The 14,784-nt window shown below is 27.9% G+C and carries 12 protein-coding genes; 5 read left to right on the forward strand and 7 right to left on the reverse strand.

Translation table 11 applies throughout. The features are described from left to right. Nucleotides 1-15: 15 nt before the first annotated feature. The 4 genes from GCL60_RS13720 (at nucleotide 16) to wecB (ending at nucleotide 4,552) form a co-directional block, all read left to right on the forward strand. Entirely contained in the window at nucleotides 16-966 is a 951-nt protein-coding gene (locus GCL60_RS13720; protein ID WP_153421247.1) for a glycosyltransferase family 2 protein, read from the forward strand. Then, complete coding sequence (locus tag GCL60_RS13725; RefSeq protein WP_153421248.1) at nucleotides 956-2,041, forward strand: glycosyltransferase; 1,086 nt, start codon at nucleotides 956-958, stop codon at nucleotides 2,039-2,041. The genes GCL60_RS13720 and GCL60_RS13725 overlap by 11 nt, the downstream gene beginning before the upstream one ends. A 26-nt stretch (nucleotides 2,042-2,067) precedes the next feature. Further along, nucleotides 2,068-3,393, forward strand: coding sequence for an O-antigen ligase family protein (locus tag GCL60_RS13730; RefSeq protein WP_153421249.1), 1,326 nt, complete (start codon nucleotides 2,068-2,070; stop codon nucleotides 3,391-3,393). Between the two features lie 79 nt (nucleotides 3,394-3,472). Then, the gene (gene wecB / locus GCL60_RS13735; protein WP_153421250.1) at nucleotides 3,473-4,552 is read left to right on the forward strand and encodes a non-hydrolyzing UDP-N-acetylglucosamine 2-epimerase; all 1,080 of its coding nucleotides are present in this window, start codon (nucleotides 3,473-3,475) and stop codon (nucleotides 4,550-4,552) included. Here wecB and GCL60_RS13740 read toward each other — a convergent pair. From GCL60_RS13740 to GCL60_RS13770, 7 genes are all read right to left on the reverse strand, one after another. Continuing rightward, entirely contained in the window at nucleotides 4,549-5,685 is a 1,137-nt protein-coding gene (locus GCL60_RS13740; RefSeq protein WP_153421251.1) for a glycosyltransferase family 4 protein, read from the reverse strand. The two genes, wecB and GCL60_RS13740, sit on opposite strands and share 4 nt — an antisense overlap. Before the next feature lie 21 nt (nucleotides 5,686-5,706). Then, entirely contained in the window at nucleotides 5,707-7,053 is a 1,347-nt protein-coding gene (locus GCL60_RS13745) for a nucleotide sugar dehydrogenase (RefSeq protein WP_153421252.1), read from the reverse strand. A 14-nt stretch (nucleotides 7,054-7,067) separates the two neighbouring features. Further along, nucleotides 7,068-8,117 (reverse strand): NAD-dependent epimerase/dehydratase family protein, encoded by a 1,050-nt coding sequence (locus GCL60_RS13750; protein ID WP_202614045.1) that lies wholly within the window; start codon nucleotides 8,115-8,117, stop codon nucleotides 7,068-7,070. Next, the gene (gene asnB / locus GCL60_RS13755; protein ID WP_153421254.1) at nucleotides 8,107-9,975 is read right to left on the reverse strand and encodes an asparagine synthase (glutamine-hydrolyzing); all 1,869 of its coding nucleotides are present in this window, start codon (nucleotides 9,973-9,975) and stop codon (nucleotides 8,107-8,109) included. The genes GCL60_RS13750 and asnB overlap by 11 nt, the downstream gene beginning before the upstream one ends. 197 nt (nucleotides 9,976-10,172) lie before the next feature. Beyond that, nucleotides 10,173-11,750, reverse strand: a complete 1,578-nt coding sequence (locus tag GCL60_RS13760) for a response regulator (RefSeq protein ID WP_153421255.1) — start codon at nucleotides 11,748-11,750, stop codon at nucleotides 10,173-10,175. A 2-nt stretch (nucleotides 11,751-11,752) separates the two neighbouring features. Next, nucleotides 11,753-12,688 (reverse strand): hypothetical protein, encoded by a 936-nt coding sequence (locus GCL60_RS13765; RefSeq protein WP_153421256.1) that lies wholly within the window; start codon nucleotides 12,686-12,688, stop codon nucleotides 11,753-11,755. Continuing rightward, nucleotides 12,685-13,191 carry a hypothetical protein gene (locus GCL60_RS13770; protein ID WP_153421257.1) on the reverse strand — a complete coding sequence of 169 codons (507 nt, stop codon included), beginning with the start codon at nucleotides 13,189-13,191 and terminating at the stop codon, nucleotides 12,685-12,687. The genes GCL60_RS13765 and GCL60_RS13770 overlap by 4 nt, the downstream gene beginning before the upstream one ends. Nucleotides 13,192-13,379: 188 nt before the next feature. Between GCL60_RS13770 and fumC the strand changes: the two genes are divergently transcribed. Next, entirely contained in the window at nucleotides 13,380-14,774 is a 1,395-nt protein-coding gene (fumC, locus tag GCL60_RS13775) for a class II fumarate hydratase (protein WP_153421258.1), read from the forward strand. The last annotated feature ends 10 nt before the right edge of the window (nucleotides 14,775-14,784 follow it).

Genomic DNA, 14,784 nt, shown 5'->3' on the forward strand with positions numbered 1-14,784 from the left:
ATCGAGAGTCACAAAATGAATTTAAATGATTTAGTAAGTATTTGTATTGTCAATTGGAACTCTGGAGATTTATTAAACAACTGTTTAAAATCAATTTCAAATCAAACCCCAAATATTGAGGTAATTATATTCGATAATGCATCCAGTGACAAATCAATTATTAATATAGAAAATAAATTTCCAACATTAGACTTAAAAATAATAAAAAGTGATTTAAACTTAGGTTTTGGAAAAGCTTGTAACATATTATCTAAAAACAGTTCAAAACCATATATATTATTTTTAAATCCCGATACTGAAATCAATAAAAATGCGTTAACTAAACCAATTCAGTTTTTATTAAATAATCAGAATGTTGCCGTTTGTGGTATTATGTTATTAAATAATGCAAATGAAGTTTCTCGTTCCTGTGCTAGATTTCCTAAATTTCTTAATCTTATTTTTACATCTTTAGGATTGAATAAATTATCTGGAAAACTATTTAAATCTTTTCATATGCATGAATGGGATCATAAAACAAGTTCGTATGTCGACCATGTAATTGGAGCTTTTTATTTAATTAAAAAAGATATATTTGAAAAATTGCAAGGATTTGATGAAGATTATTTTCTTTATTTTGAAGATCTAGATCTTTCAAAAAGAGTTCAAAAAAGTGGTTATAAAATATTTTATATGACTGATGCATGCGCATTTCATATAGGAGGAGGAACGACTGATAAAATAAGAGATAAAAGACTCTATTTATCGATTAAAAGTAAATTGTTATACTCAAAAAAGCATTTATTTAAAATTGAATATTTTACAGTCCTCTTTTTCACTTTAACAGTTGAGTTTTTAGTACGAATATTAATCCTAGCACTTACTCTTAAGTATAAAGAAGTAATTCATACTATTAGAGGTTACAAAATGCTATATCGTGACTTCATAAAAGCATTTTATTTTAGGTTTATCAAAAATGAAAAATAGATATAATATTTTATTACTAAGTAAATACGATAATTTAGGACCAAGCTCTAGAGTTAGATTTTTTCAATATATTAAATATTTAGAAGAGAATGGCCTCAAAATTACAATACAGCCATTGATGCCTAATTCATATATTGAAAGTATTATGTCCGGAAAAAAATTTAATAAATTTAAAGTTTTTTACTACTATTTTAGAAGGTTTATATTCTTATTATTTTATCAAAAAAAATATGACTTAATATGGCTTGAGAAAGAATTATTTCCCTATAGCCCTTATGTTATAGAAAAATTTTTATTAAAAAAAGATTATATTTTAGATTATGACGATGCCGTTTTTCATTTATATGATAAAAATAAATCTTCTCTAATTAGATTTTTTTTATCCAAAAAAATCTCAAAAATCATGTATTCTTCAAAACTAGTTATTTGCGGTAATCAATACTTAAGAGAATACGCAGAACAAGCAAAAGCTAAAAATATTATTACTATACCTACTGTCGTTTCAAAGAAAAAATATGATATTCAAGAATTAAAAGAGAATGACAATGATAATATAATTATTGGTTGGATTGGTTCTTCTACAACAGAAATATATTTGAAAGACATTGAATCCGTTTTTTCTAAACTATCAAAGGATTTTAAAATTGAACTTCATTGTATAGGTGCAAAAAATTTAAAAATAAATAATGTCAATTTAAAAATTATTCCCTGGTCCGATAGCACAGAGGTAGAATTACTGAGGAAAATTGATATAGGAATAATGCCTTTACATTTTGGACACTTTGAACAAGGCAAATGCGGTTATAAGCTTATTCAATATATGGCTTTATCAAAACCTGTTATTGCATCTCCTGTTGGAGTTAATAAAATGTTAGTTCAAAATAATATCAATGGATTTTTAGCCAATAATTTAGATGAATGGTATAATTTTTTAACTATACTTCTAAAAGATAAAGAAAAAAGATTAGCCATGGGAGCTGAAGGAAAATCATTGTTTTTAAGTAGTTTTACAAAAGAAATTTATGAAGATAAATTATTAAATTTATTTTTTAATATTTTAAATACTAATAATTAAATATTTTTGTAATATTGAGGAGCAAAATGAATTTAATAAATGATAAAAAAAAATATATAAGTTTTAATTTTGAAAATATACCGTTTGTATGTTTTTTAACCTTAATTTTTTTAATGATGTTTGCTCCAACTATTTATACTGAACAAAAAACAATTTTGCTTTTAATCATATTTCTATTTGAATTTTTCAAAATTCTAAACAATAAATTCTCAATTAGTATAAGAACTGCAATTTTAGCATGTATTCTTTCTATATTAGGAGCATTCAGTTTACTTTATTCATTGAATTATGGAAATACAAGAATAAGTGAAGTATTATCACTTTATGTTTTATACCCAACATTAATAACATTTATTTCAAACTCAATAAATAAACCCAATAATGTCATTATAATTATTAAATCCATTTTTATATTTACATTAGTCATTAATTTGTATCAATTATGGTATGTTTTTCATATATTAAGCATTATTAAATATTTTTATTATTTCCCATTGAATTTAAGATCAAGTTATGTAGATAATATATTTATGTTTTTTAGTGATAATACCGCTCAAAATTACTTTATGTTTCCTTTTTTAATAAGTTTTTTTATTTATTCATTAATTTACAAAAAATATCTTATTAATAAAATATTTATTTTAATAACTATATTCATTCAAAGTTTAACATTAATTTTAGTTGGTCAAAGATCAGCTTATCTTTTGGTTTTTCTAACATTATTTTTTTTATCTTTAACATTATTATTTAAATATAAATCAAAGTTTATTTTCCTAATTTTTAATCTCAAGTTTTTATCTTTAAGTTTTATATTTTGTTTAATTTTTTATTTTTCAAATTTTTTTAAATATATCAAAATAATTTTTGATATAAAAATGGCTCAAAATCAAACAAACTCCTATAGCGATCGCTTTTTTCAAATAAATAGACTTTTTGAATGGTGGAAAGAAAAACCTTTGCTAGGATGGGGATTAGGTAATTCAGACCTCAATACAATACGTGATAGAGGCAATCCATGGGCATATGAATCTTACTTTGTTTATTTAATTGGAGCTATTGGAGTAATTGGTTTGTTAACTTATATAAGCACTTTTTTATATTTAATTTATAATTTATTAAATGAAAAAAATTATAATACAGAACAATATTTTAAAGAGTTTAATATATTTGGTAAATCTATTGCAGTTGCGTTATTATCTTTTATGGGACCATGCTTTTTTAATCCATATCTACCAAAATTTGATATGATGTGGATTTTCATTTTACCTTTACTATTATTAAATCAATTTGGTAGCAAATTATATTTAAATATAGATCTCAGAAAAATTTTATTTTTGTATAAAAGGACTTAATAATTTAGTAAACTTCAAATTTGAAGTTTACCTAGTATTAAAATCATAATTTTTAATTGCACTTTGAAAAAGGGGATTTATGAAAAAAATAATCACAGTAATTGGAGCAAGACCTCAATTTATCAAAGCCGCACCAGTTTCAAAAACATTTGAAGAATCTAATAAAATTGATGAAATAATAGTTCATACAGGACAACATTATGATGAATCTATGTCTAATTTATTTTTTAATGAGCTTAAAATAAAAAAACCCTTATATAATTTAGAAGTAGGATCTTGCTCTCATGCAGAACAAACTGGGAAAATATTAAATGGAATTGAAAAAATAATCATAAAAGAAAAACCAGATCTTTTATTAGTATATGGCGATACCAATTCTACAATCGCTGGTGCTTTAGCTGCTTCTAAATTGCATATACCAGTAGCACATGTTGAGGCTGGGCTAAGATCTTTTAATAGAAATATGCCTGAAGAAGTAAATAGAATAGTTACAGATCATCTTTCAGAATATCTTTTTAGCCCTACCGAAATAGCAACTAGTAATTTAATAAAAGAAGGATTAAGCAACAGAAAAATTTTTAATATTGGCGATGTAATGCATGACTCTTGTAAAGAATTTATAAAAGAAGAATATATTACTTATGACATATTAAAAAAATACAATCTTGAAAAGAAAAAATATGTTATTTGTACTATTCATAGAGCAGAAAATACGGATAGTGAAGAAGTGCTATCAAATATTCTAAAAAATTTAGATAAAGTTTCTGACACAATAAATATAATATTTCCTTTACATCCTCGAACTAAAAAAATAATTGAATCCAAAAATTTACTTAATAAAACTAATATAAAATTTATTGATCCTGTAGGCTATATTGAAATGTTAAATTTATTGAAAAATGCTGAATTTATTATTACTGATTCAGGTGGCATTCAAAAAGAAGGATACTTTTTAGGAACGCAAGCAATTGTTCTTAGAAATGAAACTGAATGGACAGAGCTTGTAGATATTAATTGGAATATTTTAGTACCTCCAAATACACAAAATTTTTATCAAAAAATATTAAATTTTAAAACAATAGAGAATCAAAAAAGATCCTCATTTTATGGAAATGGCAATTCATCTCAGCAAATGTTAAATTATATTTTAGAAAACTAAATATTTAATAATTTGGTATAGATACTAATAATTTTATTAACAATAGCATTTGAAGTAAATTCATTCAGATAATCATTATAAGCCTGCCGCCTAAGAACTTCCATTTTATTTTGATCAATTAAAAGATTTTCAATAGCAATGCTTAAATCTAATGCTGAAGCAACTTTAACTAATATTCCTGTTTTTTCATGTGAAACAATTTCACGACAACCAGGAACATCTGTTGTTATAATTGCTCTTCCACAAGCAGCTGCTTCAATTAAAGCTTTTGGAAGTCCTTCCCTATAAGAAGGAAGACAAACGATAGTGCATTTACTTAGTAATAATGCAATGTCATTTCTAAAACCCAAAAATTTTAATGAAGGATTATCTTTTTTTAATGCCTCAATTTCCAAACTTTTTAAAGAAGATGGATTACCAGGGTCTACATCTCCTGCAATCCAGATTTCGTGTAAAAAATTTTTTTTATTTAAAATTCTAGAAGCATTAATTATTTCATGAATTCCTTTTTCTTTTATCAATCTTGCTGGAAATAAAATGATGGGGCATTCTGATTTTGGTAATTCAGAATAATAAGGATAATTGTTAGGATCCACACCACTACCTTTAATTAATTCAATATTATTTTCTTTTATTTTTATAACATCTTTGAAAAAAAAGTAATCATCCATGTTCTGTATAATAAGTTTAGATTTTTTTCCATTAAATAAAAATCTGTATATAATCATTACTAAGTATTTTAATAGTTTATATTTATATTTTTTAGAAATAAATACTGTACCCAAACCCGAAACAGAAAAGATACAACATTTATTTAAAATTCTAAGGGGAATTCCACATAATATTATTGGAATTATTGTTACTAAATGAAATATTGAATTATTCTTAATTCCAAGTTGAAAAGACATTAAGAACGTTTTTATTATCCCAGAAAAAGCAATTTTTTCTCTACTAAAAGGTAAACTAAATACTTTTATATTCTTTTCTAATAAGTAATTATAGCTTTTAACTGAAGGGAATGGCGCATACAATTCCACAGTATCGCCATTTTTTAGTAATTCATTAGCAATATTTATCCTATGAGATATAAAATAATCAGCATTATTTACTATAAAACATATATTTTTTTTCATTTTCAACCAAATAATAAAAAATCACAATCTCCAATATGTTATATAGCTCGATAACATATTTATTTGCTCCCTTTTTAGTTTTGATTTAATATCAATCAAAACAATATTATGAGCCAATCTATCTTTTAAGCTTATAATATTCTCAATAGTAGAAGAAAACTCATCATGAGGTACTGCTAAAAATATAACATCATAATCTATAAAATCTGTTTTTAAGGAAGATAATTCTATTCCATACTCCGAAATTGCTTCTTCTTTATCTGCAATAGGATCAATTACGTCAACATGAAAATTAAAATCTTTCAATGTATTAATAATATCAATTATTTTTGTATTTCTAACATCAGAAACATTTTCTTTAAAAGTAAAACCTAAAATTAACGATTTATAAAACTCACCATTTATAGGTTTATTTTTTAATGTTAACTTAACCGCTTCAGAAGCTACAAACCCTCCCATAGAATCATTAATAGCTCTACCAGAAAGTATAACTTTAGGAATATAACCTAATGTCTCAGATTTATAAGTTAGATAATAAGGATCAACTCCTATACAATGCCCCCCTACTAAACCTGGAACAAAATTTAAAAAATTCCATTTAGTAGAAGCTGCTGCGAGGACATCTGAAGTGTCTATTTTTAATTTAGAGAAGATAACTGACAATTCATTAATAAGCGCAATATTAATATCTCTTTGAGTATTTTCAATTATTTTTGCTGCTTCTGCTACTTTTATACTTGGTGCTATATGAATTCCTGCTTCAACAACGGAACCATATAATTGCGCAAATAACTCTTTTGAATTTTGACTACATCCAGAAACAACTTTTACAATATTTTCGAACTTATGTTTTTTATCGCCTGGATTTATTCTTTCAGGAGAATAACCAAGATGAAAATCTTTACCATATTGTTTTGAAGAAATCTTCTCTATTACTGGCAAGCAATCCTCTTCAGTACAACCAGGATAAACAGTTGATTCAAAACATATATATCTTTTTTCATTAGTCGTTTGTAATACTTTTCCAACTATTTTACACGCTAATAATAAATATTCTAGATCAGGTTTATTACCAATATTAACTGGGGTAGGAACAGCTATAATTATGACAGAACATTGAATTAATTCTGAATACTCTGATGTAAAAAATATATTATCATTTTTTAAAACAGATGGATCTTCTATCTCTCCAGTATAATCTTGACCATGATTTAATTTTTCAATTTTATTTACGTTCGTATCAAAACCAACAACTTTATATTTTCTTGAAAATGATAAAGCTAATGGCAGACCAACATACCCTAGCCCAACAACGCCAATTTTTGTTGAACCATCTTCTAATGCAATAATAATTTCATGTTTTTCCATAGCAAACCTACATTTTATGTTTTAATTTTTATATTATTATATTCAGAAAACCAATTTAAAAAATAAACCAAACCATCATCAATCGATGTTTTAGGCTGAAATTGAACAGCATCATAAAGCTTTTTTACATCAGCATAAGTTGCATATACATCTCCTGGCTGAATTGGTTCATTATTAATAATTGCTTTTTTCCCAAAGTAATTTTCTATTTTAGAAATAACATCTTTAACTAATATCGGAGTGTGATTACCTATATTATATATTTTATATGGGCTTGAGCTTGAAGAAGGTTTGGGGTTTAATGGATCCCAATTTTTATCAGAAGTTGGAGTTATGCCACATAAACGCACAATGCTTTCACTTACATCTTCAACATATGTAAAATCTCTAAGCATATTTCCCTCATTAAATAAATTTAATGATTTTTCATTTAAAATTGCTTCAGCAAATAAATATAGCGCCATATCTGGACGTCCCCAAGGACCGTACACAGTAAAAAATCTTAATCCTGTTACAGGAAGATTAAATAAATGTGAGTAAGTATGTGCCATTAACTCATTACTTTTTTTAGTTGCAGCATATAAACTTATAGGATGATCAACTGTATCATCTTCATTAAATGGAAGCTTTTTATTATTCCCATAAACACTACTACTAGAAGCATAAATTAAATGCGAAGCATTATAATATCTACAACATTCCAATATATTTAGAAAACCTTCAACATTTGATTTTATATATATATCTGGATGTGTAAGACTATATCGAACACTAGCTTGAGCTGCTAAATTGATTACTATATCAAAAGATTTATTTTCTTTAAAAATCTCTATTAATTTTTGTTTTTCTATTATATCAAAAGAATGAAATGAAAAAGAATTATTTTTATCTAATTTTTTTAGCTCTAAAATTCTTTGTTTTTTTAAGTTTACATCATAATAATTATTTAAATTATCAATTCCAATAATCTCGTAATTTTCTAATTCTAATAATTTTTTTATAACATGAAAGCCAATAAAGCCAGCAGCCCCAGTTAATAATATTTTTTTCAACTTACACTCCATTATATGAAAAAAGTTTTTTCCATTCATTCTCTATAAAAATATTCCAACTGGATGTTAAATTTGCTCCTTTAGGAAGATTTAAAGGTAAAGGAACGCCAAATCCTTTTTTTTGTAACTTCGTTATATTACCAGTCAAACGTATCGATAAGGAATCTCGAAGTATTCTTTTATAGATTCCATCTTTAATTTTAAAATCTAATGGTAATGAAGTTCCAAATTCAATTATTCTATAATCTAGTAATGGACTTCTAGCCTCTAACGAATAAGCCATAGTACCTCTATCTACTTTTACAAGCACATCATCTCTTAAATAAGAAACTAAATCTAGTGCGGCTAACTTTTCTTCAATACTACGGTCTTCAAGGGATTGCCAAGAATAATTAGGATGCCATTTCATATTATATGAATATAAATCAGGTAATTCTGATAATTCTAATTGATCTATTTCTAATAAGTCTTTTTTTGGATTTATTGATAAAATAGTATCATATAATTGATATAAATTTTGAGACTTTAAAATTTGATTTATTTTGTAAATTTTAGCATCTATATTAGTTGAATTAATTGAAAACGATTTCAAAATAAATTGAAAAATTTTCTTTCCTAGATTTGAAGAAATTCCATATTTTATCAATTTATCACAACCATAAATAGATCTAATAGCACGATTTATATTATTTAATTTTTTAGTATATGAAAATCTTGGATAACCTAAAAACACCTCGTCACCACCATCTCCAGTTAATACAACAGAAACATATTTTTTTGCTGCTTCTGAAATAGCCATAGTTGGAATTTGTGAACTGTCAGAAAAAGGTTCATCATAATAAAATGGAATTTTAGATATTTGATTATGATAATCAGACTCTTTTAAATGTATCAAGTTTAAAGGAAAGTTCAATTGCTTACATGTATTTTGTGCTATGCTAGATTCATCAAAATTACTATCATCAAACTTTACAGTAAAAGCTTTAACATCTTGTATATTCAATTTTTTGATACTTGATAACACAAGACTTGAGTCTATCCCTCCTGAAAGAAAAGCACCTACAGGAACATCTGCAATAAGCCTGATTTTAGTGGCATCATCTAAGAGTTCTAAAAATTCATCAATAGCATTTTTATAAGAATATTTATATTTATTTTTGTATCCATTAAAAGGATCCCAATACTGTTGCTCTTTTAAATTTTCTAAATAATCATTCCCTAAATTTAATTCAGCAAAAGAGGCTGCATTTAGTTTTTTACATTCGTTATAAATACTTAAATTTGAAGGTATATAGCCCAACCAACGATAAAATGCTAAACTCTGCTGATTAACAGTAAGTTTTAAATTTAGATTGACAATTGCTTTTAATTCAGAAGAAAACACCAAACAATCTTTTGTTTCATACAAATAAAGTGGTTTTTTACCTAAACGATCTCTTGCAAATATAATTTTATTATTTGATGAATCTAAATAAGCCAAAGACATCATACCATTTAATTTCTTACAATAATTTACTCCATATAAATTTAGTCCAGCAAGAATAACTTCTGTATCCGTATTAGATTTGAATTCCCATTTATCAGATAATTCTTTTTTTAAATCAATAAAATTATAAATTTCTCCATTAAAAACAATGGAATTAAAATTGCCATTTAAAAACTGTTTGTTCATAGGTTGGTGTCCCATTGAACTTAAATCAAGAATTGACAATCTTCTTTGACCAAACCAAACATCCCATTTATCAGAGATGTTAAACTTTTCTAATCCCCAATCATCAGGACCTCTATGCGATAGCATATTTAATGCATTTTTTAATGTTTTTTCGTTAAAACGATTTGGCTTAGAAATAACACCAAATATTCCACACATAAATTCTTTCCTTAATGAGTAATTGGATTAATTACAGTTTTATTTTAAATTTTATAAGAAATTATGCTATAAAGCTATATTTAGTAGCATAAAAAATTATTTTTATAGTATAATATTAAAATAAATAAGTAAATTAGAATAATTTCATTTCTAATTTTTAAACTTTAATTATAAGATTTTTAAAAAAATAAAATTGATTACCCACTCACTTTAGGCATAAACTTTGCAACCGCTTTTTTCACTTCATCAAGCCCAGCTTCTTTTGTAATATAAAATACATTTTCATATTTGAAGCCGTTTTCACCACCTTGATTCACTAAATTACTGCTAAAAAAGATAAAAGGAGTTTGAATTTTTTCTTCGCGCAATGCAACTAAAAAGTGCGGTCCTGTCATACGTGGCATACGAACATCACATACGATAGCTACAATTCTTTCACTGATTGGCTTTTTCTCTTCTTGCTGAAAGTACTCTAATGCTTCTAAACCATCACCGGCCTCTATAGATTCCCAGCCAGATTGTTTCATTGCTCTTTTTACAAGACGACGAATATCTTGCTCATCATCAACAATAAGTACAAGTGGTTTATCTTTTCCAGAAAATACTGCAGATGAAACGTTTGCATTATCAGATGAAGATTCATCTTTATCTGATTCATCTTTATGATCTTCTGTTTCTTGGAAACAATTTAATCCTAAGCTAAACATTATATGCGAATCTTGTAAAATTGCTTCAAACTTTGCACTTCCAGGCATTTTATTTGCAAATTTTTCAAGAGTATTAGTCGCAATTTTTTGTTTACCACCAGGAATACAAGCACATTGTGCAGATATCGTAACAAACTCTTCATTTCCATTTATATCAATATAAATAACACTGTTACCTTGTGGAATCACATTACAAAGCTCAGCAAAAGCTGCATTTAACCACATTATAAAGTTAACAGGGTTTGCTAAAACAGCGGGATCATAATTTTCATCTTTGCGTATTTTATTAATAACACCTTGAGTAGTAAAACGATGCACATTTAACATTAATGCATCATCTACCATACTCATTATTTTAGTAATTTGAGTTTCAGAAAGTTTTGGATTTGAAAATTTTCTAAACCAAACAGCAAGGTCTTGGATGTCCTGCATATACTGTAAAGCTTTTTTCATATCTTCTTGTGCAGTAGCATCAGCAAGAGTTGGTGTAATTTGAGTTTGTAAGATTCCGCGGCACATTGTAATAGGATTTATCAACTGATGTGCAATATCTGCACCAATTTCTGATATGGTATTCATGCGAACAGAATAATGTAATTCAGCCTGAGCAGACATTAAGTCCGCCATTTTTTCTCTCATTTGTGCATGTGTACTTTGGAGTTCATCATACATTTTAGTTAAACTAAGATCTGCAATTTCCATACAGATCAATATTTCTTCTCCATTCGGATTAGCAATAACAATTTTATGTAATTTAACTTCTGCAGGAAAAGAACCAACAGGGCCTCTTCTTACTTGCCTTTGAAAGTCGTAAGCCTGCCCTAAACTCATTGCAATATTGAAAAGATCATAAATTAATTTATGATCTTTTTTATCAAAAAGATCGCTAATATTAACTTTTGCTGCCGATTTTCCTGCTCCACCAAACCAAGTTTGTTTTTTAAAAGTAGCATTGCACCAGCGCATAAAATGATCGTCGGGACTGAATAAAGCAATCCCTGTTGAAACATTTTTTAGAATTTGTGCGGCAAGGGCTTTATCTAAATCCTTGCTGAATTCAGCTGACATAGCTAATTTTTTTCCTCAGCTTCAAAAAAATGAAAACTTCTTAACCGACTGTCAAAATCTTTAAATCTTTTTTCAAATCTCATTAAACAAACTATTTCTGTCTTTTTTCCTGGCTGAACTGTTACTATAAAATGATGAAGTCTATCAAAAATAAGTTTAATTCCTAATCCACCACTCGCTCTTTTTCCCATGGATTCCGTTTTTTGATTTTCGTCCATATATTGCATAACTGTTTTTTTAGTTAAAGTACCAAATGGATCACTCACAGAAACACCAAATACTTCACCATCAAATCCCCATTTTACTTTTACTGATTCTTTTTCTTCTAATTCAAAAGACTCATGACGAGCCATAGTTTTTAATCTTGGATTTGCATCAAAAACCGCATTTAATAAAAGCTCATCAGTAAGTTCACAAACTCTTTGAGCATATTGGTGAAAACGCTCTGTATTACCACCTATTTTTAATACAAAGCCTTCTAAATTTGTCAAAGCTTCTCTTTTATCAATTTGATTTTTAATTTTTTTTTCATTAAATATATTAGGAAATCCTAAATGTTTGTCTAAACCAGGATAATCTTTTGTCTCAAACTTTTTTAAAAGTAATATTAATTCGCGTGCATCAAATTCGCCATTGTTTGTAGCAACAAAACATTGAATATTTACACATTCGATAAGGCTTGGAATTACTTTTTGTAAGGTTTCTTGAAGAATAACGATAATTCTACTTTCAGGATAAGCAAAAGAAAACTCTTTTAAAAAATCGACTTTTTTAGCATCTGCAAAAAGAAAAAAACGTTCTTTTTTTTCTTTAGATGCAAATAGTTTAGCATCTTCTTCACTATTACAAGGCTGAAAATCTACTCCTGCTGAACGAGTTAACATTCCAAGTTTATTTTGAAAGGCTATGGAATCAGGCAAAAAGCAGACAACTTTCAAGCAGCTTCTCCCTTAAATCTTTTTATATTTGAAGAAATAAAATAAAAATATTCATTGGGTTCAAAATCAATTTCTAAATCAAGACCATCTTTGCTTTTCATGATTAAATTAAAATCATCATAGCTATCTAAAATTGGTATTTCTTTTCCAAGAGTAAGCAACAAAGTTTCATGTGTATCGTTAGAAGGACAATAAAAATTTGCTTGAATGCTTTCCACTCTTGTTTTTTCACTTAAAAAATCACTTATATTAAATTGCTCAACCAACCAGCGTGGTACGTTTATGTAGACACACATACCATCTTTAAAACTGTCAAGAATTTTATACCAAGCTAAAATGCCGCAAGAGTTTGCTCTTTTCACTTTTGAAAAATCAAGACGTATTACTTTGTCCTTTGAATTAGCAAAAGCTTGTTCCAGTCCCTTTTTGATATTATCAATTGAGGACTCTTCATTTAAGAGACCTGAAAACTCAATAGTTGTATTATTTACTACCACTTCCATCCCTTGCACCTCAAAAGCAGACGACATATTGATGTTCATTTATCGGTCTTAAAAATGACCTCTTTAGTTTATCCAGAACTTGCTACATTTAACGCCCAATCCTATAAGTATTAGGTTGGCCTTTTTGGGCTCTCTTTCAAAAGATCATCTCATCTTACTTTATTATTTCCCTTTTAGGAGATTCTACTATGTCTACACGGATAGAAACAGATAGCATGGGCGAAATTGCCGTGCCACAAAATGCATACTGGGGAGCTCAAACCCAAAGAAGCTTTCAAAATTTTAAAATCAGCGGCGAAAGATTTCCACGAGTATTTATAAGAGCTTATGGTCTAGTCAAAAAAGCGGCGGCACAGGTAAATAGCCAATTAGGGGAACTCGACTCACAAAAAGAAAAATTTATCAGTCAAGCCGCTGACGAAGTTATTGCGGGTAAACATGACGACCATTTTCCGTTAGTTGTTTGGCAAACAGGATCCGGCACTCAAACAAATATGAATTTTAATGAAGTCATTTCAAATAGAGCGATTGAAATAGCTGGCGGCGAAATTGGTAGCAAAAAACCAATTCATCCAAATGACGACGTAAATAGAGGTCAAAGTACCAATGATAGTTTTCCAACAGCAATGCATGTTGCTGCTGCCATTGCTATTTATGAAAACTTTATTCCATCAATAGATAAAATTATTGGAACCTTTGAGAAAAAAACAAAAGAATTTGAAAAAATTATTAAAATTGGAAGAACACATCTTCAAGATGCAACACCTTTAACTCTTGGTGATGAAGTAAGTGGCTGGGTTATGCAGCTTAAAATGTGCAAAAAAGCAGTCTTAAATTCTATGGAAATGGTTTGTGAGCTTGCAGCAGGGGGGACAGCCGTTGGTACAGGCCTAAATTCACATAAAGATTATGCTAAAGGCATAGCAAAAAAACTATCCGAATTTACAAAAATTCAGTTCGTAACAGCTCCAAATAAATTTCAAGCTTTGGCAGGACAAGAAGCTCTTGCAAATTTGTCTGGCGCTCTTAACACAACTGCAACCGCATTTATGAAAATTGCAAACGACATTAGATGGCTTGCAAGTGGTCCTCGTTGCGGAATTGGTGAAATATCTATTCCAGAAAATGAACCCGGAAGTTCTATTATGCCAGGCAAAGTGAATCCGACTCAAAGCGAAGCTGCCACTATGGCTTGTTGCCAAGTTATGGGGAATCACGTTGCTGTTACGATAGCTTCAAGCCAAGGTAACTTTGAACTTAATGTCTTCAAACCTGTGATTATTCATAATGTACTTCATTCTATTCGATTGCTTTCAGATTGTTTTATTGGCTTTGAAGAACATTGCGCTTCAGGGATAAAAGCAAATCAAGAAAGAATTAATGAATTAATGCAAAAATCATTAATGCTTGTTACAGCACTAAATACACATATTGGGTATGATAAAGCAGCTAAAATTGCTAAGACTGCTCACCATAATGGAACAACTTTAAAAGAAGAAGCCATTGCACTCGGCTATTTAACAGCCGAACAATTTGATGCATGGGTTGACCCAAGTAAAATGCTTTCTCCTCATGGAAAATAAATAAACTTTA

The sequence above is a fragment of the Silvanigrella paludirubra genome, assembly GCF_009208775.1.
In the GTDB taxonomy this organism is placed as follows: Bacteria; Bdellovibrionota_B; Oligoflexia; order Silvanigrellales; family Silvanigrellaceae; genus Silvanigrella; species Silvanigrella paludirubra.

Bases quoted from the DNA above. Each gene is read 5' to 3' on its own strand.
- GCL60_RS13725 (WP_153421248.1), top strand. From the start codon at position 956: ATGAAAAATAGATATAATATTTTATTACTAAGTAAATACGATAATTTA.
- fumC (WP_153421258.1), top strand. From the start codon at position 13,380: ATGTCTACACGGATAGAAACAGATAGCATGGGCGAAATTGCCGTGCCA.
- GCL60_RS13750 (WP_202614045.1), bottom strand. From the start codon at position 8,117: ATGGAGTGTAAGTTGAAAAAAATATTATTAACTGGGGCTGCTGGCTTT.
- GCL60_RS13760 (WP_153421255.1), bottom strand. From the start codon at position 11,750: ATGTCAGCTGAATTCAGCAAGGATTTAGATAAAGCCCTTGCCGCACAA.
- GCL60_RS13730 (WP_153421249.1), top strand. From the start codon at position 2,068: ATGAATTTAATAAATGATAAAAAAAAATATATAAGTTTTAATTTTGAA.
- GCL60_RS13745 (WP_153421252.1), bottom strand. From the start codon at position 7,053: ATGGAAAAACATGAAATTATTATTGCATTAGAAGATGGTTCAACAAAA.
- GCL60_RS13740 (WP_153421251.1), bottom strand. From the start codon at position 5,685: ATGAAAAAAAATATATGTTTTATAGTAAATAATGCTGATTATTTTATA.
- GCL60_RS13720 (WP_153421247.1), top strand. From the start codon at position 16: ATGAATTTAAATGATTTAGTAAGTATTTGTATTGTCAATTGGAACTCT.
- wecB (WP_153421250.1), top strand. From the start codon at position 3,473: ATGAAAAAAATAATCACAGTAATTGGAGCAAGACCTCAATTTATCAAA.
- asnB (WP_153421254.1), bottom strand. From the start codon at position 9,975: ATGTGTGGAATATTTGGTGTTATTTCTAAGCCAAATCGTTTTAACGAA.
- GCL60_RS13770 (WP_153421257.1), bottom strand. From the start codon at position 13,191: ATGGAAGTGGTAGTAAATAATACAACTATTGAGTTTTCAGGTCTCTTA.